At 72.3% G+C, this 20,004-nt stretch carries 15 protein-coding genes and 1 other RNA gene; 2 read left to right on the top strand and 14 right to left on the bottom strand.

Features of this window, described 5'->3' with window-relative positions:
- Nucleotides 1-265 precede the first annotated feature (265 nt).
- The 13 genes from D3P35_RS23225 to D3P35_RS23160 all read right to left on the bottom strand — a co-directional run bounded on the left by D3P35_RS23225 (nt 266) and on the right by D3P35_RS23160 (nt 16,493).
- The gene (locus D3P35_RS23225) at nt 266-1,630 is read right to left on the bottom strand and encodes a hypothetical protein (RefSeq protein ID WP_232830610.1); all 1,365 of its coding nucleotides are present in this window, start codon (nt 1,628-1,630) and stop codon (nt 266-268) included.
- A 1,292-nt stretch (nt 1,631-2,922) separates the two neighbouring features.
- Nucleotides 2,923-4,329 (bottom strand): UDP-N-acetylmuramoyl-L-alanine--D-glutamate ligase, encoded by a 1,407-nt coding sequence (gene murD / locus D3P35_RS23215; protein WP_118138319.1) that lies wholly within the window; start codon nt 4,327-4,329, stop codon nt 2,923-2,925.
- Between the two features lie 22 nt (nt 4,330-4,351).
- Complete coding sequence (locus D3P35_RS26355; protein WP_157982280.1) at nt 4,352-4,852, bottom strand: hypothetical protein; 501 nt, start codon at nt 4,850-4,852, stop codon at nt 4,352-4,354.
- A 64-nt stretch (nt 4,853-4,916) separates the two neighbouring features.
- Entirely contained in the window at nt 4,917-6,005 is a 1,089-nt protein-coding gene (gene mraY / locus D3P35_RS23205) for a phospho-N-acetylmuramoyl-pentapeptide-transferase (protein ID WP_118138317.1), read from the bottom strand.
- Nucleotides 6,006-7,472: a UDP-N-acetylmuramoyl-tripeptide--D-alanyl-D-alanine ligase gene (gene murF, locus D3P35_RS23200; protein ID WP_118138316.1), complete on the bottom strand. Its 1,467-nt coding sequence runs from the start codon at nt 7,470-7,472 to the stop codon at nt 6,006-6,008.
- Nucleotides 7,469-8,971, bottom strand: coding sequence for a UDP-N-acetylmuramoyl-L-alanyl-D-glutamate--2,6-diaminopimelate ligase (locus D3P35_RS23195; RefSeq protein ID WP_118138315.1), 1,503 nt, complete (start codon nt 8,969-8,971; stop codon nt 7,469-7,471). The genes murF and D3P35_RS23195 overlap by 4 nt, the downstream gene beginning before the upstream one ends.
- A 16-nt stretch (nt 8,972-8,987) precedes the next feature.
- Nucleotides 8,988-10,760 carry a penicillin-binding protein 2 gene (locus D3P35_RS23190; RefSeq protein WP_118138314.1) on the bottom strand — a complete coding sequence of 591 codons (1,773 nt, stop codon included), beginning with the start codon at nt 10,758-10,760 and terminating at the stop codon, nt 8,988-8,990.
- Nucleotides 10,757-11,179, bottom strand: a complete 423-nt coding sequence (locus D3P35_RS23185; RefSeq protein WP_198670771.1) for a cell division protein FtsL — start codon at nt 11,177-11,179, stop codon at nt 10,757-10,759. The genes D3P35_RS23190 and D3P35_RS23185 overlap by 4 nt, the downstream gene beginning before the upstream one ends.
- Entirely contained in the window at nt 11,179-12,192 is a 1,014-nt protein-coding gene (gene rsmH / locus D3P35_RS23180; protein ID WP_118138313.1) for a 16S rRNA (cytosine(1402)-N(4))-methyltransferase RsmH, read from the bottom strand. Before rsmH ends, D3P35_RS23185 begins: the two co-directional genes overlap by 1 nt.
- A gap of 2 nt (nt 12,193-12,194) precedes the next feature.
- Nucleotides 12,195-12,692, bottom strand: coding sequence for a division/cell wall cluster transcriptional repressor MraZ (locus tag D3P35_RS23175; protein ID WP_157982279.1), 498 nt, complete (start codon nt 12,690-12,692; stop codon nt 12,195-12,197).
- Between the two features lie 712 nt (nt 12,693-13,404).
- Nucleotides 13,405-13,784, bottom strand: an RNA gene (gene rnpB / locus D3P35_RS23170) — RNase P RNA component class A.
- A gap of 749 nt (nt 13,785-14,533) precedes the next feature.
- On the bottom strand, nt 14,534-15,235 hold the full coding sequence (locus D3P35_RS23165) for an N-acetylmuramoyl-L-alanine amidase (protein WP_118138311.1): 702 nt from the start codon (nt 15,233-15,235) through the stop codon (nt 14,534-14,536).
- A 136-nt stretch (nt 15,236-15,371) separates the two neighbouring features.
- Entirely contained in the window at nt 15,372-16,493 is a 1,122-nt protein-coding gene (locus D3P35_RS23160) for a 5-methyltetrahydropteroyltriglutamate--homocysteine S-methyltransferase (RefSeq protein WP_118138310.1), read from the bottom strand.
- 51 nt (nt 16,494-16,544) lie between these two features.
- Between D3P35_RS23160 and D3P35_RS23155 the strand changes: the two genes are divergently transcribed.
- Together D3P35_RS23155 and D3P35_RS23150 are read left to right on the top strand one after the other, a co-directional pair.
- Nucleotides 16,545-17,159 (top strand): hypothetical protein, encoded by a 615-nt coding sequence (locus D3P35_RS23155; RefSeq protein WP_118138309.1) that lies wholly within the window; start codon nt 16,545-16,547, stop codon nt 17,157-17,159.
- Between the two features lie 274 nt (nt 17,160-17,433).
- Nucleotides 17,434-18,519, top strand: a complete 1,086-nt coding sequence (locus D3P35_RS23150) for an AbrB family transcriptional regulator (protein ID WP_118138308.1) — start codon at nt 17,434-17,436, stop codon at nt 18,517-18,519.
- Between the two features lie 369 nt (nt 18,520-18,888).
- Here the strand turns inward: D3P35_RS23150 and D3P35_RS23145 are convergent, their stop codons facing one another.
- Nucleotides 18,889-19,824: a LysR family transcriptional regulator gene (locus D3P35_RS23145; RefSeq protein WP_118138307.1), complete on the bottom strand. Its 936-nt coding sequence runs from the start codon at nt 19,822-19,824 to the stop codon at nt 18,889-18,891.
- Nucleotides 19,825-20,004: the final 180 nt, after the last annotated feature.

Raw genomic sequence — 20,004 nt, 5'->3', positions numbered from 1 at the left:
CCCGTGATGCAGCCGGCGGACCGGCCCGGCGGGTGGACCGCGGCGGGAGCCTCGTGGCGCGCATCGCGCCCGGACACCGCTCGGTCGCCAGCCGCGTCGCCAGCCGCGCGGACCGGGCGGCGCGCGCGACCGCGTATCGGATACCTCCCGCACGCCCCGACGCACCCACCGGCGCGCCCGGGGGTGGCGGCGGGCGTGGCGCGCGGCACCCGGCCACTCATTCCGCCACTCATTCCGCCACTCATTCCGCCACTCATTCTGCCACTCATTCTGCCGCGCGCGGGCGGTCGCGCGGGGCCGTGGCATCGGGGTCGGCCCGGGAATCCGCCGCGCCGGGGGCCGGCGGGGCGGAGTCCGCTGCCGCGTCTGGGTCGGGCGCGCGGGTGGTGGGCACCGCCGCCTGCGGGGCGGGCGGGGGCGGCGCGTGGCTGAGCGCCTCGGCGCCCTGCAGCTGCGCGGTCTCGATGCGGCGCAGGGCGCGCATGGCGGCCTCGAGGTCGGAGAGGGTCATGGTCTGCTCGAGGGTGAGCTCGCGCCGGTTGCCGCGGATCGCGCCCTGCGTGACCGCGAGGATCAGCACCAGCACGCCCGGCAGCAGGTCGATGGCGATGGCGCCGGCCCAGGAGGGCACGAAATCGCCGGCGTAGCGGATCACCGCGTCGGCGGTGGAGATGGCGGTGTAGGTGGTCTCCTCCGGCGGCGGCAGGTCGAGCACCTGCTGCGCGGCCTCGCCCAGCGAGGCCGCGCGCCGGTCGATCGCCTCGAGCACCGAGCGGATGGTGGCGTCCTGCGCGGTGCGCGCCTCGGCCGAGCCGCCGTCGAGCTCGGGCAGCACCACGGCGGCGCGCAGGTCCTCCGCCGCCCGGCTCACCAGCGGCGCCACCGAGAGCTGGCGCAGCGTGGCGATCACCCCCGCCAGCCGCACCGACTGCTCGGAGAAGGCGATGGAGCGCGTCTCCACCGGCCCCTGCTCGGCGATGAGCTCGCGCATGCGTGACAGGATGCCGTTGCCGGTCTCGAACGCCTCGCGGATCGGCTCGTCCTGCGCGGCGATCTGGGTTTCCAGCGCCGCCAGCTCCTCGGATTTCTGCCGCAGCAGCCGGTAGACGGCGCCCTGCCCGGAGATGCCGGAGAGCTCGCCCGAGGCCTCCTGCGCCGAGAGATCCTCGAAGGAGATCCGCGCGCGCTCCACGTCGCGCCCGAGCGACTGGGCCGACACCGCGTTGGTGTTCGCCCGCTCCAGCGCCCGCTGGTAGTCCTGCACCGTGGTGGCGAGGTGCTGCTCCACCGCCGCCGAGCCCGCCAGCGCCGCCGCGTTCAGCCAGGACGACATGGCCACGATGGCGACACAGCCGATGGCGGTGGCGATGAAAAGCCCGATACGCCCGCCCGCCCGGGTCATCGCCGGCAGCAGCTTCAGCACGTAGGACCAGAAGACGAAGATCGCCACCGAGACCGCGACAGAGTAGGCGACGGCGGCGAGGAAGCTCAGCGCGCCGGTGCGTTCCAGCAGGCCGGAGACGCCGAGATAGGTGTAGATGCCCGACGCGACCGAGAGCACGCCCAGCGCCAGCGGCGTGAACGTGTCGAGCCAGGCGAGATGCTCCTGCAGCTCGCGGGCGTTGCGCATTTCGGGGTCGCGGTGGTGCTGGACGGCCGGCGTGCCCGGCCCCCTGTCGATATCCAAGTCGGCTGCCTCCCTGCGAAGCGGCGCCGGGGCGGCGGCCCCGGTCGCTTCCCGCAAACATGGCACCCCCGGCCCGACTTGCAAGCCCGCCGGCCCCACGCCGCCTCACGGGCCGGTGAGCGGAAAGCCGCCGATCGGGGGGGCGGCCAGGGCGCATGGCCCGCCGGGAGTTGCGGATGGCCCCGGCCGCGCCCGTCCGGGAGGCGGAGACGGAGACGGAGACGGAGACGGAGACGGAGACGGAGACGGAGACGGAGACGGAGACGGAGACGGAGACGGAGACGGAGACGGAGACGGAGACGGAGAGGTTCGCAACACACCGCTGCCCGTCAGCGCAATACCCGACTGTCGGGCAGGCGCCGCCCGGATCCGGGCCGGGAGAGTGCGGTGGAGCCCGCGGGGCCATGCCTTGCCTCGCGCCGAGGGTCAGAGCATCACCGGCAGACTTCGCGACATGTCTCGCGACCGGCGGGGAAACCGGCCGGCTCCGGCTCCGGCACAACGAGGTGCCCGGACGACGCACCCGGCGGAAGCCTTCCCCTCGGGGGGCATCGAGCCCCCGCTCGGGGAACGATCCCGCCTTCGCGGGACGGCCAGCGTCCCCGTATGCGCGCTGCGGCGGGGATGCGCAGGCGGCCGAGGCATGGCCTCGCGCGCAGAAATCGGCGCCCGGGCCCGACCTTGCGCGGATCCCGCCCTGACGGGACGGCGCCGCGCCGCCGGCAACACCCCGGGCAGGCCGGATAAGCCCGCCGACTGTCTCGCGTCTGCGCTCATGTCCCAGGACGACTGCCCGCTGCAGCGCCCTGCCCCGTGCGGGACACAGCGCGTCCAGCGCCTCCCGTCTGTGCGGAACCGCAAGCCGCCCGGGCTTCCCCCTGCCGATGGGGCACCTGCATCCATGGCCGCCAGAACAGGGCGCCGCCGGCACCCCCCGGGCAAGCCGGACAGGCCCGCGCCCTGTCTCGCGTCTGCGCTCATGTCCCAGGACGCCGGCCCGCGACAGCGCCCTGCCCCGCGCGGGACACAGCGCGTCCGGCGCCCCCCGCCTGCGCGGAACCGCGAGCCGCCCGGGCTTCCCCCTGCTCCGGCGGAGCACCTGCGTGCATGGCCCGCCAAAGCAGCCCCCCCGGGCTGGTCGCCACGCCCCCGCCCCGCGCCGGAGCCGCGGGCCCGCGGCGACACGGCTGTCGGGGGCTCGATGCCCCCGTCAGACGTGCCTCCCCGCGCTTCCCTCAGATGCCGAGCAGCGACCGGACGGCAGCCTCGAACGCATCGCCCCGGGCCTCGAAGGAGGCGAACTGGTCGAAGCTCGCGCAGGCCGGCGAGAGCAGCACGACGTCGCCCGGCTCCGCCTCCGCCGCCGCCGCCTTCAGCGCCACCTCCAGCGTGCCGGAGACCTCGTGCGGGGTCTCGCCGAGGGTGGCGGCGAACTGCTCCGCCGCCTCGCCGATCAGGTAGGCCTTCGCCACCCGGCCGAACAGCGGCGCGAGCGGCGCGATGCCGCCCTCCTTGGGCTTGCCGCCGGCGATCCAGCGCACCCGCTCGAAGGCGAGCAGCGCCTTCTCGGCGGCATCCGCGTTCGTCGCCTTCGAATCGTTCACGAAGCGCACCCCGCCCCGCTCGCCCACCAGCTTGCAGCGATGCGCGAGCCCGGGGTAGCTGCGCATCGCCGCCTCGATGCGCGCCGGCGCGAGGCCCAGCGAGCGGCACACGGCGTAGGCGGCGCAGGCGTTCTGGTGGTTGTGCGCGCCCGGCAGCGTGGCCATGCCGCGCAGGTCGATCGACGCCACCTGCCGGCCCTTGCGCCACTCGGCGAGGAAGCCCTTGCGCGCGAACACCGACCAGCCCTGCTTGTCGAGCTTCTCCTTCACCGAGATGCGGATGACAGGCTCGCCGGTGTCGGCCTCCTCGCGGAACTGGGCGGCGAGGAACCGGCCCTCGGGCTCGTCCACCCCGATCACCGCGCGCTCCGGGCCACCCTCGGCGAAGAGCCTGCGCTTGGCGGCGAAATAGCCGCCCATGCCGCCGTGCCGGTCGAGATGGTCGGGCGAGAGGTTGAGGAACACGGCGATGTCGGGGGCGAGCGCGCGGGCCAGCTCGGTCTGGTAGGAGGAGAGCTCCAGCACCGTCACCTCCCCCTCCTGCCCCGGATCGAGGTCGAGCACGCCGCGGCCGATGTTGCCGCCCATCTGCGTGGGCAGGCCGCACTCGCGCAGGATGTGGTGCAGCAGCGCCGTGGTGGTCGACTTGCCGTTCGAGCCGGTGATGCACACCACCCGGGCCGGGACGTCGAAATTCGCCCAGTCCTGGCTTGCGAAGGAGCGGAAGAACAGGCCGACGTCATTGTCCACCACCGCGCCCTGGGCCTGGGCCAGCGCCACCACCGGGTGCGGCGCGGGGTAGAGATGCGGGATGCCGGGCGAGACGATGAGCGCGTCGATGCCCTCCCACTCGCGCGGGCGGGTGAGGTCGGCGATCATGCAGCCCTGGGCGGCCGCGGCCTCGCGGCGGTCCTCGCTGTCGTCCCAGCACACCGGCAGGGCGCCGCCGGCCGAGAGCGCGCGAGCGGTGGCGAGGCCGGAGCGGCCGAGGCCGAGCACGGCCACGCGGCGGTTTGCATATCCGCGAACGGGGATCATCGGATTGTCCCTCCCTTGGGTTTCAGCGCAGCAGGGCAAGGAGCGCCGCCGCCCCCAGCCCGCCGACGGATACGAGAACGCAGAGCGCCACCAGCAACGGCCCAAGCCGCCGCACCCCCCCGCCGCGCGCGGCCTCGAAGACCAGCCGCAGCCGCAGGAAGGCAAGCGCGCTCGCCAGCAGTGCCGCCGCGATCAGCGCCGCGGCACAGGCGATGGTGGCGGGCCGCCCCAGCCCCGGCCCCTCCGCCCAGGCCGGCAGCGCCAGCAGCGCCGCCCAGAGCCCGCCGGCCACCAGCATGGCCGAGACGAGGGCGCCGAGATCGTCGAGAAACGCGCGGCCCTCGCCGAGGGCATCCCGCGCTGCGGGTCGGAGAGCCTGCGCCGGGGCGGGGCGCGCCGCGTCGCCCGGAACGGGACGCTCAGCATCGCCCGGAACGGGACGCTCAGCATCGCCCGGAACGGGACGCCCGGCATCGCCCGCAACGGGGTGCCCGAGGGCTCCCGGCCGCTCGTCAGCGCGCACGGGGGCGTCCCGCGGCTCCGGCGCCGGGTGTCCCGGCCGGGTGTGCGGGCCCCCGGCCACGGGCCTACCTCAGCTTCAGCGTGGCGAGCCCGATCAGCGCGAGAATGACCGAGACGATCCAGAAGCGGATCACGATGGTGGGCTCCGCCCAGCCCTTCTTCTCGAAATGGTGGTGGATGGGGGCCATCAGGAACACCCGCCGCCCGGTGCGCTTGAACCAGAACACCTGGATGATCACCGACAGCGCCTCGACCACGAAGAGCCCGCCCACGATGGCCAGCACGATCTCGTGCTTGGTCGCCACCGCGATCGCCCCCAGCGCGCCGCCGAGCGCGAGCGAGCCGGTGTCGCCCATGAACACCGCCGCGGGGGGCGCGTTGTACCACAGGAAGCCCAGGCCCGCGCCCATCAGCGCTGCCACGAACACCATGATCTCGCCGGTGCCGGGCACGTAATGCACGTCGAGATAGGTGGTGAAGTCGGTGCGGCCCACCGCGTAGGCGATGATCCCGAGCGTGCCGGCGGCGATCATCACCGGCATGATGGCGAGCCCGTCGAGCCCGTCGGTGAGGTTCACCGCGTTCGCCGCCCCCACGATCACGATCATCGCGAAGGGCAGGAAGCCCCAGGAGAGGTTCAGCAGCAGGTTCTTGAAGATCGGGAAGGCCAGCCGGCCGGAGAGCTCGTCGGGCTGCAGGTACATCGCCCAGAGCGCCGCGATCAGCGCGGTGGTGAAGCCGGCCGCGAGGCGGATGCGCCCGGGCACGCCCTTGGTGTTGAACTTCGCCACCTTCAGGAAATCATCGGCAAAGCCGATGGAGCCGAAGCAGAAGGTCACGAACAGCACCATCCAGGTGTAGCCGTTGTCCCACCGCCCCCAGAGCAGGGTGGAGACCAGCAGCGCCCCCAGCACCATCACGCCGCCCATGGTGGGGGTGCCCGCCTTGGCGATGATGTGGCTCTGCGGGCCGTCCTCGCGGATCGGCTGGCCCTTCTTCTGCATCCGCCGCAGCATGTCGATGATCGGCCGCCCGAAGAGGAAGCCGAACAGCAGCGCGGTGAAGAAGGCGCCGCCCGCCCGGAAGGTGATGTAGTTGAAGAGGTTGAACACCCCGCCCCCCTCGGAGAACGGCGTGAGCAGGAAATGCAGCATTCAGGCTTCCTCCGGGGCGGGTTCGTCGGGGCGGGCGTCGCCCATGTGGCGCAGGGCCTCCACCACACGCGCCATCCGCGCGCCGAGCGATCCCTTCACCATCACGACATCGCCGGCGTCTACCAGCCGCGGCACCCTGGAGGCAAGGGCCGCGCTGTCCTCGTGCCACTCGCCGCGCAGCCGGGCGGGCAGCGCGAGATGCAGCGCGCGCATGCGCGGGCCGGCGCAATGCACCTTCGAGATGTCCGAGAGCGCGGGCAGGCTGGCGAGGCCTGCGTGCAGGTTCTCCTCCTCCGGGCCGAGCTCGAGCATGTCGCCGAGAAAGGCGATGCGCCGCCCCCGGCTCACCCTGCCCTCGCCGTCGCGCGGCGAGACGCTGGAGAGCAGCTCCAGTGCCGCCTCCACCGAGGAGGGGTTGGCGTTGTAGCTCTCGTCGATCAGCACGAAGGCGCCGTCGATCTCCGGCGTGCCGAGGCGGACCACCCAGCGCGCGCCGCGGCCCGCGGGCGCGGTCCACTGGCACAGCGCCACCGCGGCCTGGCCGATGTCGGCCCCCGCGGCGGCGACGGCGCCGAGCGCCCCCAGCGCGTTGAGCGCGAGGTGCCGGCCCGGCGCGCCGAGCTTGAACATCAGCTCCTGCCCGAAGGCCTTGGCGGCGATCACCGTCGCGCGGTCGCAGACGCGGGCGCGCTGCAGGCGCAGCTCCGGCCGCCCGGCGGCGCCGAAGCGGATCATCCGCGCCCCCGCCTTGCGCGCCGCGCGGTCGAGGATGCGGTAGGTGGCGATGTCGCGGTTGATCACCGCCACGCCGCCCGGCTCGAGCCCGGTGAAGATCTCCGCCTTCGCCCGCGCGATCTCCGAGACGGAGGCGAAATGCGCCAGATGCACCGGCGCCACGTTGGTCACCAGCGCCACATGCGGGCGGGCCAGCGTGGTCAGCGGCGTGATCTCGCCCGAGTGGTTCATCCCGATCTCGATCACCGCGTAATCGGTGTCGCGCGGCATGGCGGCGAGGGTGAGCGGCACGCCCCAGTGGTTGTTGAAGCTCTTCTCGGCCGCATGCACCCGGCCCTGGCAGCCGAGCGCGAGGCGCAGCATCTCCTTGGTGCCGGTCTTGCCCATCGAGCCGGTGACGCCGATCACCTTGCCCTGCATCCGCGCGCGGGCCGCGGCACCAAGCGCGCGCAGCCCCTCGAGCACGTCCGCCACCACGAGCAGCGGCGCGTCGGCCGGCAACCCCTCGGGCACGCGCGAGACAAGCGCGGCCGCCGCCCCCGCCTTCAGCGCGTCGGCGACGAAATCATGCCCGTCCCGCGCATCCGAGAGCGCGACGAACAGCGCGCCCTTCGCGAGCGACCGGCTGTCGGCGGAGACGGAGCTGCACACCCAGCCACCCGGCCCGGTGCCCCCGGTCGCGGCCTGTGCCTCCTCGGCGGTCCAGAGCGGGGCTGCCGCGCGCGCGCTCATGCCTGCACCCCGGCGAGGCCGTTGCCGTCGAGCGCGTGGATCGCGGCGCGGGCCTGCTCGCCGTCGTCGAACGGGTGCACCTCGCCGGCCACGATCTGCCCGGTCTCATGGCCCTTGCCGGCGATCAGCAGCAAATCGTCCGGGCCCAGCGCGTCCACCCCGGTGAGGATGGCCTCGGCCCGGTCGCCGATCTCGGTGGCGCCGGGGGCGGCGGCGAGGATCGCGGCGCGGATGGTCGCGGGGTCTTCCGAGCGGGGGTTGTCGTCGGTCACGATGGCGAGGTCGGCGCCCTCGGCCGCCACGGCGCCCATCAGCGGGCGCTTGCCGGGGTCACGGTCGCCGCCCGCGCCGAAGACGCACACCAGCCGGCCGGCGCAATGCGGGCGCAGCGCGGCGAGGGCGGTCTGCAGCGCGTCCGGCGTGTGGGCATAGTCGACATAGACCGCGGCGCCGTTGGCCCGGGTGCCGGCGAGCTCCATGCGCCCGCGCACCCCGACGAGCGCGGGAAGGGCCGCGAACACCGCCTCCGGCGCGCCACCGCAGCCGATGGCAAGCCCCGCGGCCACCAGCGCGTTCAGCGCCTGGAAATCGCCCACGAGGCCGAGGCGCGCCACGTGCTCGCGCCCCTCCCAGGTGAAGCGGATCACCTGGCCGTGGCTCTCGAATTCGGTGCCGGTGAGGCGCAGGTCCGCGCCCTCGCCCCGGCCCACGCCGATGATGCGCTGGCCGCGGCCCGTGGCGACGAGCCGGAACAGCGTCGCGGCGGCATCGTCGATGTTGATCACCGCGGTGGCGCCCACCGGCAGCACCCGGTCGAACAGGCCGAGCTTGGCGGCCGTGTAGGCCTCCACGCTGGGGTGATAGTCGAGATGGTCGCGCGTGAGGTTGGTGAAGGCCGCGGCGGTGAGGCGCACGCCGTCGAGCCTGCGCTGCTCCAGCCCGTGCGAGGAGGCCTCCATCGCGGCATGGGTCACGCCCTCGCCCGCCAGCCGGGCGATCAGCCGGTGCAGGGTCACCGGCTCGGGCGTGGTGTGCGAGAGCGGCGCCTGCACCGCGCCCTCCACGCCCGCGGTGCCGAAATTCACCGCGGCGAGCCCCATGTGCTGCCAGATCTGCCGCGTGAAGCTCGCCACCGAGGTCTTGCCGTTGGTGCCGGTCACGGCGGTCATCACCCTCGGTTGGGCGTCGAACCAGCGCGCCGCGGCGCGCGCGAGCGCGAGGCGCGGGTCGGGGTGGATGATCACCGGCACGTTCAGCTTGCCCGCCATCGCCGCACCCGCGCCATCGGTGAGCACCGCGCCCGCCTCCATGCGCAGCGCGTAGGGGATGAACTCCGCCCCGTGCACCCGCGCGCCCGGCAGGGCGGCGAAGAGATGGCCGGGCCGCACCTGGCGGCTGTCAACGCTGAGGCCGGTCACGCGTGTGCCGGCCTCGCCCGATATCCGGGACCCTTCGGTGAGCTCGAGCTCCTTCAGTGTTGCCGATCTCGGCTCTTCCATCTGCGCCTCGGGGTCGTCAGTTGCGGACCAGCAGCGGCGGGGGCGCCTCCTGCGGGCCGGTCTTGGGCAGGGGTCGCATGCCCAGCACGGGGGCGATGCGGCGGATGGCATTGGCCATGGTGGGCGCCGCGGTCCAGCCCGCGGTGCGCCATGTCCGGCCGTATGCCTGGGTGGAGGCCTCGTCAAGCGTGACGATCACCACGTATTTCGGCGCGCTGGTGGGGAAGACCGCGGCGAAGGTGGCCATCACCTTGTTGTGCGAATAGCCCCCCGTGGGCTGGGGCTTGTCGGCGGTGCCGGTCTTGCCGCCGATCATGTAGCCCGGCACGGCGGCGTTCTTGCCGGTGCCGCGCTCGACCACGGCGCGCATCATCTCGCGCAGGTGCAGCGAGGTCTCCTCCGACACCACCCTGTCGGCCTCGGTGGGGGCCTGGGGGTCGTGCAGCAGGGTGGGGTTCACCTTCAGCCCGCCATTGGTGAGCGTGGCATAGGCGGCGGCGAGGTGCAGGGGCGTCGCCGCCAGCCCGTGACCGTAGGAGATGGTCATGGTCGAGAGCTCCGACCAGCGCCCGGGCAGCAGCGGCTTGGCCTGCGCCGCCTCGCCGAGCTGGATGGAGGTGGGCTCGAAGAAGCCCAGCCGCTTCAGCAGGTCCTGCTGGGCCTTGGTGCCGGCCATCACCGCCAGCCGCGCCGAGCCGGTGTTGGAGGAATGCACCAGCACGTCCGTGAGCGAGAGCTGCTTGGGCATGTTGTGCATGTCCGAGATCTTGAACCGCCCCCAGAGCAGCGGCCCGGAGGTGTTCACCAGCGTGTCGGGCCGGGCGATGCCGCGCTCCATCGCCAGCGCGTTGTTGATCACCTTGAAGGTAGAGCCCAGCTCGTAGACACCCTGCGCCGCGCGGTTGAACAGCCGCGGGTCGGAGGGGTCCTGCGGGCGGTGGTTGGGGTCGAAGTCGGGCAGCGAGACCATGGAGATGATCTCGCCGGTGTGCACGTCCATCACGATGCCCGCCGCACCCTTGGCGGTGTAGCGCTCCATCGCGTCCTCGAGCACGTCATGCATCGCCACCTGCGCGGCGAGGTCGATGGAGAGCTCGAGCGGCACGCCGGTCTTGGCCGGGTCGCGCAGCCGGGTGTCGAACCAGCGCTCCACGCCGGCGGTGCCCACGAGCTCGGCCGCGTAGACCTCGAGCTGCCCGAAACCGGCCGCGCCGATGATGTGGGCCACCGAGCGCCCCGCGGGGTAGAGCCGCGTCTCGCGCGGGGCGAACTGCAGGCCCGGCTCGCCGATGTCATGCACCCGCTGGCGCTCCTCGGGCGAGATCGACTGCTTCACCCAGAAGAACCGCCCGCGGCGGATGCGCTCCTCCATCGCCGCGGCGTCGATGTCCGGGAACACCTTCGAGAGGCCCCGGGCGGCGGCGCGCGGGTCCACCATCAGGTTGGGCTGCACGTAGAGCGCCCAGGTCGGCAGGTTGGTGGCGAGCACCCGGCCCCGGCGGTCGACGATATCGGCACGGTCCGCGCTCACCGGCACCGAGCTCGAGATCGCCGAGGGCTCCTCGGGGTCGGAGTTGGCCACCACGGCCATGCGCGCGGTGGCGGTGCCGAAGGCGCAGATGAAGAAGGCCCCCATGAGCGTGAGGCGCCACTGCGCGCGGCGCCGCTCCTGCGCGCGCTCGGCGTGCAGGCGCTCGGCCTTGCGATGGGCCTCGATGCGGGCGGGGTCCTCGCCGCGGGAGCGGGCGCCGATGATGCCGGCGAGGGGGCGGAGGGGTCTTCTGGTCATTGCGCGGCCTTGGCCTCGATGATGTCCGGGCGGTGATGCGGGCGGGGGGTCGGGTCGGCCTCGGAGATCTCGGTCACGGTGATGTCCTCGCGGGTGATGCCATCCCAGCCTTCCTCCAGGTCCTTCGCGACCAGCGGCGGCCAGGCGACCATGTTCACCTCGCCGAAATGGTCGGGTTGCAGCGGCCCGAGGCCGAGCACGTCGTTGTTCGCCGCCACCAGCGCCTCGATGCGCGACGGGCGGTTCAGCCAGGCCCACTCGGCCCGCAGCATGGTCATGTTCTCGCGCTCCGCGGCGATCTGGTTCTGCAGCGCGGTCACGCGCTTGGCGGTCGACTGGGTCTCGTAGTTCACCCGGTAGGCCCAGAAGCCGAAGGCCACCGCCACCAGGGCGCCCAGCACGAAGAAGAGCGTGCGCATCAGCCCCTCCCCCGGCCGCCCGATGCGGCCTCCGGCAGCTCGGGCAGCCCGAGGCTGCGCGGCTCCACCGGCCCGGCGGGGGCTTTGAGCCTGCGGGCCACGCGCAGCTTGGCCGAGCGGGCGCGCGGGTTGGCCTTCGCCTCGTCCTTGCCGGCGCCGATCGCCTTGCGGGTGCGCTTCTCGAAGCGCGGCTCCTCGCCCTTCGCCTCCGGCGCGTAGCGCGAGTTGCCCTGCCCCTCGCCGGACCTCATCTGGATGAAGCGCTTCACGATCCGGTCCTCCAGCGAGTGAAAGGTGACCACGGCCAGCAGCCCGCCCGGCGCCAGCGCGCGCTCGGCGGCGCAGAGCCCGCGCACCAGCTCGCCCAGCTCGTCGTTCACCGCGATGCGCAGCGCCTGGAAGCTGCGGGTGGCCGGGTGCGGCTGGCCCGGCCGCGCGCGCGGCAGGCAGCCCTCGATCACCCGCGCGAGCTCGAGCGTGGTGGTGAAGGGCGCGGTGGCGCGGGCCTCGACGATGCGCCGGGCGATGCGGCGCGAGGCGCGCTCCTCGCCGTAGAGATAGAGCAGGTCCGCGAGCGCCGCCTCGGGGAGGGTGTTCACGAGGTCGGCCGCGGTGGGCCCGTCCTGGCCCATGCGCATGTCGAGCGGGCCGTCGCGCAGGAAGGAAAACCCGCGCTCCGCCCGGTCGAGCTGCATGGAGGACACACCGATGTCGAGCACCACGCCGTCCACGCTCTGCGCGCCCGCGGCGGCGGCGATGCTGTCGAGCTCGCCGAACACGCCGCTCTCCAGCCGGATGCGGCCCTCGTACTCGGGCAGCCAGGCGGCGGCCATGGCATGGGCCTCGGGGTCGCGGTCGATGCCGATCACCCGCTGCGCGCCCGCCGCCACCAGCGCGCGGGAATAGCCGCCGGCGCCGAAGGTGCCGTCCACCCAGGTGCCCGTGACAGGCGACACGGCGGCGATCACGTCATCGAGCAGAACCGGGATGTGCGGGGCGGCCTCCTCCTCCATGCTCACAGCTCCGGCCCGGGGATCTGCGAGAAGAGGTCGAGCGAGCCGCCCTCCGCGGCGTATTCGGCCAGCACCGCGGCCTGGCGGGCGTCGTACACCTCCGGCCGCCAGATCTGGAAGAACTCGAGCTTGCCCACCATGCGGGCCTGGTCGGAGATGCCCAGCGCGTCGCGCAGCTTCTGCGACAGCACGATGCGGCCGTTGTCGTCGAGCTGCAGGTCGATGGAGCGGGCGGGGATGAGGTCGAGCAGCTTCTGGCGGCGCACCGGGTCGGCCACCTGCAGGATGCGGCTTTCCAGCCGGTCCATGCCCTCGATGGAATAGCAGTCGAGGCTCTCGCTGTTGGCGGAAAGCACGGCGATCATCGTGGGGGGCGTGGCGGAGCCGGGCTCCAGGTCGGGGTCGCCGGAGGCGAGCACGCGGCGAAAGCCGGACGGGATCGAGACCCTGCCCTTGCTGTCCACCTTGTGGAGTGCGTCGCCTCTGAAACGAAGTGCCACTCAAACCGTCCCGCTGTTGCGATCGGGGGTCCGGAAAGAGGCGTCAAAAAGCGAACGGGCCGCGCTTGCCCTGCGCGACCCGTTGGCCGTCCCTCGTCGGTAACTCCGGGGTATGCGCTTGCTTTTTTCGTCTCTACCCTGGTCCGATCGTTCTGCTCGTTCTGCTGGCGTTGAAACCTGCCTCAACACTCAAATATCGGTCACTTTTCGTGATCTCGATGTCCTGTGAATTGAAGGTACCCGGAGCCTTATGGGAAAACAAGCCTTACGAAGCCACTCCATGGGATTTCTTGCGCCACCGCAGGCGCTTGCCGCGCGGAGCTGGTGTGCTCCGGGGTGGTTCGGGGGCGAAAAATCCAAAGGTCTGGTATGTATCCCCTGAATACCTACCATATATGGGGCGCATGGCACCGGCCCATGAAAACCCCATGAAAACCCATTTCACCGCCCCTCCCCGGGCGCTCCGACCCACCGCGAGGGCGGAATCGCGGCGGAATCGCCTCGAATCACTGCCGCGTGAGGGGGATGTGAGGTTCCCTGCCCGCCCGGATTCGTGAATCATCCGGGCTGCGGGGGGATGATTTCCCATGATCCGGCCCCGGGGGGATGAAATCCCACGCCGCTGCCGGAGGCGGGCGAAACGGGGATGAATTCCCACGCGCACCCCCGCCACGCGCCGGGATCGGGCTCAACTCTCCGGAAAAGGGCCGTGATGCGCGGATGGCCGATACGCCGGATTCTGTCACGGGGGCCGAGGCCCCCGGGGCGATCATTCATCTGGGCCGGATGTCACCATCCGGCTCGGGCAGCCAACCCGGACCGCGGGGCGGAGACCCCCTGCCGCCGAGGCGGCGCGCAGTCCCTATTCGGCCTTGCTTCCGGCGGGGCTTGCCGTGCCCCCCCTGTTGCCAGGGGGGCGGTGGGCTCTTACCCCACCGTTTCACCCTTACCCCGGGCGAACCCGGGGCGGTCTGTTCTCTGTGGCGCTTTCCCTCGGGTTTCCCCGGCCGGACGTTATCCGGCGCCGCTTCTCCGTGAAGTCCGGACGTTCCTCACCGCCCCGAAGGGCAGCGCGACCGCCTGGCCATCCGCGCGCGCCCCTCCTACGCTGGGGCGGAAGGCCGGTCAATCGGGTTCGGAGGCGCCATGCCCGAGCCTTTCCGGAAAACGGCTGGCGGCCTGCACTGGCGCGGGACACAGTGAGAAAGCCCCGGACACGAGGCCGGGCCGGCGCTCAGCGTGGCGAGACCGACCGCCAGACGGAACGGCGCGAGCACGGTTATTGCAGTCCGGACCAGACCAGAACGGGTCATCCCCAAGGTGAAGGAAAATGAAATTACGCGATTTCAAATAATACATTCTCGGAATCATTTCATCCCTCGCAGTAATTCTGATTTTTCCGGTTGAAGCATCAAACATGAAGAGCCTCATCGCCGGGGGGAGCTCCATGGCCCGTGTTTCGGAGGAGTGCGACAGCTCCGGGGACAGGTGTGTTTATGTCCGCGTGGAATATGGATTATCTTTCAGCTCAACGGATGTAACGAATATTTATCCGAGGCGTTACGCCGCCAATCAAGGTTCTCTCCTGGTAGATAGAATAGATTGCGGATATTTCGCAGATGTGACGCTAGAATGGGATGACGCTCTGACCATAAAAAGCACATATGACGACTGCAAGATGGTGGGCGAAGGATCAAGTTTCGAATTCGACACCAATTTCGCACGTAAATAGTGCTTTCCTTTCTGAATTTCATTCAGGCGCACAGCATCTCCCTCTCGCTGTCTTTTCACACCGCTTCCGGGAGAAGCAGGGCGCGGACAGCAGAGGCACCGGGGCGCGCTCAGCCCGGCGCCACCGGCCAGCGCTGCGCCAGCTCCTCGATCACCGCGATGTCCTCCTGCGCGAGCGGCCCCTCCGCCCGGGGGCGGAAGCGCTGGCGGAAGGCTTCCAGCACCGGGGCGAGCGCGCCGCGCGGCGGGACATAGCCGAACCGGCGCGCGGCGCGCTCGAAGCGCGCCGGATCGGGCAGGCCCGATCGCGGACTGCCCTGCAGGCCGCGCGCGCCCTGCGCCCCGACCGCCCGTCCTGCCGCTGCCAGCCGCGGCCAGTCGAAGTGCCGGCCGGGGTCGTCCTTGCGCCCCGGGGCCATGTCGGAATGGCCGATCACCCGCTCGGGCGGCACCGCCCAGCGCGCCATGATGCCGTCGAGCAGCGCCTCGAGCACCTGCATCTGCGGCGCGTCGAACGGCCGGTCGCCGGGGTTGGCAAGCTCGATGCCCACGGAGCGGGAGTTCACGTCGGTCACCGGCCCCCAGGCGCCCGCGCCCGCGTGCCAGGCCCGCTCTTCCTCGGGCACCAGCAGCCAGCAGCGCCCGTCCTCGGCGACAAGGTAATGCGAGGAGACCTCGGCCGCAGGGTCGGTCAGCCGCGCGAGGGCTGCCTCCGCCGTGGCCATGGCGGTGAAGTGGATCACCACCATGTCGGGCCGGGCGCCGAGGCGCCGGGGCCCGCGATTGGGCGAGAGCCGCGTGACGATCTCCATCTCCCGGCTCCCCCTGCCCGGCGCGCGCGGCCTCAGGCCACATTCGAGTTGCGCGGCCTCAGGCCACAATCAAGTCGCGCGGCCTCAGGCCACAATCAAGTCGCGCGGCCTCAGGCCACAATCAAGTCGCGCGGCCTCAGGCCGCGACGCCACCCCAGATCTTCTCCGCCGTCTCGACCACGAGGTCGAGCTTGCGGCGCTGGTCGTCGGGGGTGATGGCATTGCCCTCCTCGGTGGAGGAGAAGCCGCATTGCGGCGCGATGCCGAACTGGTCGAGATCGGCCACCTTCGCCACCTCGTCGAAGCGGCGGCGCAGGGCGTCGACGGTCTCGAGCTCGCCGCGCTTGGTGGTGATGAAGCCCGGCATCACCCGCTTGGAGCCTTTCGGCAGCAGGCGCAGCGGCTCCAGCCCGCCGGAGCGCTCGTCATCGTATTCCATGAAGTAGATGTCGACGCCGGTCTGGTTGAAGATCGCATCCGCCGCGAGGTCGTAGGCGCCCTCGGCGGCATGGGTCGACTTGAAGTTGCCGCGGCACATGTGCATGCCGATCTTCATGTCCGCGGGGCGGTCCTTGATCGCCTCGTGCATCATCCAGGCATACTTGCCGATCAGCCAGTCCGGGTCCTGGCCGAGGGCGGCCTTGTCGGCGCGGTGCTTGGGGTCGCAGAGGTAGGCAAAGAAGATGTCGTCCATCTGCAGGTAGCGGCAGCCGGCTTCGTAGAAGGCCTTCACCGCCTTGGCATAGGTCTTCGCGAGGTCGGCGAACAGCGCCTCGGGGTCCTTGTACTCCTCGGGCAGGATGTCCGAGGGCGCGGTGCGGAAATGGCAGCAGGAGGGGCCGGGGATGGAGATCTTCGGCTGCACCTTCGTGTTCGCGGCGACGAACTTGAAATGCTCCAGCATCGGGTGGTCGTCGGGGAAGTCGAGCTTATCGCGGATGGTGGGGAAGATCGGGCGCAGCTTCACCCCGGCGAACTGCACGCCCTCGTCGCGCTCCTCCAGCTCGAAGCCGCTGAGCCCGCCCATGAAGTCGTAGTGCCAGAAGGAGCGGCGCATCTCGCCGTCGGTGACCACCGGCAGGCCCGCCTCCTCCTGCATGCGGATCACGTCGCGGATCGCCTCGTCCTCGATCTCGGCGAGTTCCTCGGCGCCGATGCTCTTCTCGTCGTAGAAGCGGTGCCGGGCCGCCTTCACGCTGTCGGCACGCAGCAGGGAGCCGACATGGTCGGCGCGGAACGGGGCGGTTGCTTCGGGCATGGGGATCCTCCACTTTTCTGGTTCGGCGTACTCAATCCCGGATTCGAGCCGATGTCCAGCCGCCCGACCCCGCTGCCGAACCGTGTCACACCAGAGGGTTGCATCGCGGCGCTCGGCGCGCGCGGCACGCTGATGGGAAACCGCGGCGGGCGGCTCCACGAGGGGTTTTCGCTCACCCCCCGCCGCTGGGCGGGCCGGCGCTGGATCATCTGCCGCCTCGCCTTCCGCGGCCGGCGGCGGCAGGTGATGGGGCCGGGCTATACCGAGCTGTTCTTCCTCGACGAGGCGGTGGCGCTGGCCGCCGGCCACCGCCCCTGTTTCGAGTGCCGGCGGGCCGAGGCGCGCGCCTTCGCCGCCCTCTGGGCCCGGGCGCAGGCCCTCTCCGCCCCGCCCCCGGCCGACGTGATGGACCGCGTGCTGCACGCCCAGCGCCTCGGGCCGCGCGAGCAGGTGGCGGCCGGGGCCCTGCCCCCCGGCGCCTTCTATGCCCATGCCGGGCAGAGCTGGCTCTGCACGCTCCGGGGCGCCCGCCCCTGGGCGCCCGGGGGCTACGGCGCCGAGGTGCCGCGCCCTGCCGGGCCGGTGAGCGCCCTCACCCCCGCCGCCACCCGCGCCGTGCTGGCCGGGGGCTACGCGCCGATGCTGCACCCCAGCGCCATTGGGTGAGGGCCCGGTCGGGAGGGAGGCCCCGACGCCCGACCCGCCGGGGGCCGAGTGCCCCGGGGCGATGCGGCGGGAGGCCGGAAACCGGCTTCCGCCCGGCCTGATACGCGGGCCGTGCAGGGCTGGCATTCCGTCGACGGGGCTTGAGTGGCGGGGCCTGCGGCCGTATCAGGAGCCCTGATCCCTCGCGCGCGGCCCGGCCGCGGCCTGTCCGCAGGCCAGATCCGGAGCGCTGCCGCGCCCCGCCGCTCGAGACGACCCCCGGAGGCCCCGCCGCATGATCCGCATCTATGGCCAGAGCTTCGCCTGGCAGAGCCTCGCGGCCTGCATCCTGCTCGGGCTGGGCGGCGCGCTGCTGGCCCGCTGGGCCGGCACGCCGCTGCCCTGGCTGTTCGGGCCGGTGGTCTGCGTGGGGGCGGCGGCGATCCTGGGGCTGAAGGCGGGCGGCGACGTGCTGCGCTTTCCCGGCAAGGTGCGCCAGCTCTTCGTGCCGGTGATCGGGCTGTCGATCGGCGGCTCCTTCACGCAGGAGGTGGTGGCGGGCGTGGCCGAGTGGTGGCCGAGCCTGCTGGCCCTGCTCGTCTACGTGCCGCTGGTGCATTACGTCTGCTATCTCTACTGCCGGCGCTACGGCGGGCTCGACGCGCCCACGGCCTGGTACGGCTCGATGCCCGGCGGCTTCGTGGAGGCCATCACCATGGGCGAGCGCGACGGGGCGAACGAGGGCGTGTTGGCGGCCATGCAGTTCCTGCGGCTGATCATCTGCATCCTGCTCATCCCGCTGGGCCTGTCGATCATCGAGGGCCAGACGGTGGGCAGCGCCTCGGGCGTGAGCCTGCCCGGCGCCGACATCCCCCTCACGCTGAAGGACGCGGCGGTGCTGATCGCCTGCGGTGTCGTGGGTTACATCATCGGCACGCGGTCGGGCATGCCGGCGGGGCAGATCACCGGGCCGATCGTGCTCTCGGCGGCGGCGCATCTCTCCGGCGTGCTGGAGGGGCAGCCGCCGGTCTGGACCATCCGGATGACACAGCTGGTGATCGGCATCACGCTGGGCGTGCGCTTCGCCGGCATGCGCCACCGCGACCTGCTGCGTGCGCTGCGCCTGTCGGCCACGATGGTGGCCGGGGTGCTGGCGGCGGCGACGCTGGTGGCGCTGGTGCTGGGCCCGCTGGTGGGCGAGAGCGTGGAGGCGGTGGTGCTGTCCTTCGCGCCGGGCGGGCTGGTGGAGATGTCGCTCGTCGCCCTCTCGCTCAACATCTCGGCGGTCTACGTGACCGCGCATCACGTGCTGCGCATCGTGGTGGCGGTGATCGTCGGCCGGGCCGGCTTTGCCATCGTGAAACGTCGCGAGCAGGGCTGAAGCGGCGCGCCCGCGACGAAGCAAGCGCCGAAGGGGGCATCGAGCCCCCTGCGGCGCTGGCCACGCTGCCGCGCGGCACCCGGCGCGGGAGGCGTCAGAGCAAGCCAACCGCTACGCATGTCGCAATGCCTCCGGGCCGGGTGCGGAGGGCCGCGCCCGACCCTGGGTGGGCGCTGCTCCGCGCGTGGTCGGCGGTTTATCCCGTAAGCCCCGGGCGAGGGCTGTGCGGCTTGTGGCATCGCCATCGCGCCCTCCCGGGGGGAGGGTCGGGCGCGGCCCGGGCTGGTCGCCCGGGCGGAAGAGTGGGGCCGGGGGGGGCCGTAGCTGCGCGGGGCGCCGCTGCCCTCGGGGGCGATGACGGAAGCGCCCTCAGGGGCCGGAGGCGACGCCGCCCTCGGCGGGCCAGACCAGCGGCTCGGAGCGGGAGGCGCCGGCGAGGGCCTCGCGCAGGCCGGAGGCGAGGCGCTCGGCCACCGCCTCGAGCCGCGGCACGTGGCGGTTTTCCTCGTGGCTCACGAGGTAGTAGGAGCGGGTGAAGCTCACCTGCAGCGGCAGGATGCGCAGCAGCTCGGGGCAGCTGCGGGCCATGAAATCCGGCAGGATCGCCACCCCCGCCCCCATCCGCGCCCAGGCGAGCTGCACCGCGAGCGAGGTGCAGGTGAGCCGCGGCGCGAGGTCGGGGCCCACCAGCGGCACGTAGTCCAGCTCGGGGTGGTAGATGAGGTCGGAGACATAGCCGATGCCGCGCACCGAGCGCAGCGCCGCCACGTCCGTGAGCCCGCCGGCGGAGGCCGCCACCTCGCGCGTGGCGTAGAGATGCAGGTGATAGTCCGCCACCCGGCGCACGCGCAGCCGCCCGGCGGTGGGGGGCGAGAGGGTGAGCACCATGTCGGCCTCGCGCCGGGCCACGTCGAAGCTGCGCGGCATGGCGACGAGCTGCAGCTCGAGCCGCGGCCAGGCGCGGCTGATCTCCAGCGTGAGGGCCGGCAGCAGGAAGGTGGCGATGCCGTCGGGCGCGCCGATGCGCACCGGGCCCGCCATCTCCTGCTCGGCGCCGGCGAGAACGGCGGAGAGGGCGCGGGCCTCGGCCTCCATCGCCTCGGCGCGCGGCAGCAGGCGGCGGCCGGCCTCGGTGAGCGCGTGGCCCCCTGCCCCGCGCTCGAACAGCCGCACGCCGAGCGCCGCCTCGAGCCGCGAGAGCTGCCGGCCCACGGTGGCGGTGTCGAGGCCGAGCGCCTTGCCGGCCGCGGTGAGCCGCCCCTCGCGCGCCACGGCGAGGAAACTGCGCAGGTCATCCCATTTCATCGGCACCTCCCCCCGGGGCGGCGGAGTTGACAGCTGTCAACAGTTTACAAGGGGTAAACGCGCGCCCTGCCGGTTCTGCCTTGCAGTTACGCAAGGGCGTTTTGCATTTTCGCCATTTGATAGCCGAAATTCCGCGATGGTAGAAGTCCTCGCAAGCGCCGCCCGCCGCGACACGGCCGC

The organism is Oceanicella sp. SM1341 (assembly GCF_003448965.1).
In the GTDB taxonomy this organism is placed as follows: Bacteria; Pseudomonadota; Alphaproteobacteria; order Rhodobacterales; family Rhodobacteraceae; genus Paroceanicella.
The sequence above is the reverse complement of the archived record's forward strand: the minus strand, read 5'-3'. Positions and strand labels throughout refer to the sequence as shown.

Excerpts from the sequence above, each read along its gene's own strand:
- D3P35_RS23225 (WP_232830610.1), bottom strand. The coding sequence starts at position 1,630 with ATGCGCAACGCCCGCGAGCTGCAGGAGCATCTCGCCTGGCTCGACACG.
- murD (WP_118138319.1), bottom strand. The coding sequence starts at position 4,329 with ATGATCCCCGTTCGCGGATATGCAAACCGCCGCGTGGCCGTGCTCGGC.
- mraY (WP_118138317.1), bottom strand. The coding sequence starts at position 6,005 with ATGCTGCATTTCCTGCTCACGCCGTTCTCCGAGGGGGGCGGGGTGTTC.
- murF (WP_118138316.1), bottom strand. The coding sequence starts at position 7,472 with ATGAGCGCGCGCGCGGCAGCCCCGCTCTGGACCGCCGAGGAGGCACAG.
- D3P35_RS23195 (WP_118138315.1), bottom strand. The coding sequence starts at position 8,971 with ATGGAAGAGCCGAGATCGGCAACACTGAAGGAGCTCGAGCTCACCGAA.
- D3P35_RS23190 (WP_118138314.1), bottom strand. The coding sequence starts at position 10,760 with ATGACCAGAAGACCCCTCCGCCCCCTCGCCGGCATCATCGGCGCCCGC.
- D3P35_RS23185 (WP_198670771.1), bottom strand. The coding sequence starts at position 11,179 with ATGCGCACGCTCTTCTTCGTGCTGGGCGCCCTGGTGGCGGTGGCCTTC.
- rsmH (WP_118138313.1), bottom strand. The coding sequence starts at position 12,192 with ATGGAGGAGGAGGCCGCCCCGCACATCCCGGTTCTGCTCGATGACGTG.
- D3P35_RS23165 (WP_118138311.1), bottom strand. The coding sequence starts at position 15,235 with ATGGAGATCGTCACGCGGCTCTCGCCCAATCGCGGGCCCCGGCGCCTC.
- D3P35_RS23160 (WP_118138310.1), bottom strand. The coding sequence starts at position 16,493 with ATGCCCGAAGCAACCGCCCCGTTCCGCGCCGACCATGTCGGCTCCCTG.
- D3P35_RS23155 (WP_118138309.1), top strand. The coding sequence starts at position 16,545 with ATGTCCAGCCGCCCGACCCCGCTGCCGAACCGTGTCACACCAGAGGGT.
- D3P35_RS23150 (WP_118138308.1), top strand. The coding sequence starts at position 17,434 with ATGATCCGCATCTATGGCCAGAGCTTCGCCTGGCAGAGCCTCGCGGCC.
- D3P35_RS23145 (WP_118138307.1), bottom strand. The coding sequence starts at position 19,824 with ATGAAATGGGATGACCTGCGCAGTTTCCTCGCCGTGGCGCGCGAGGGG.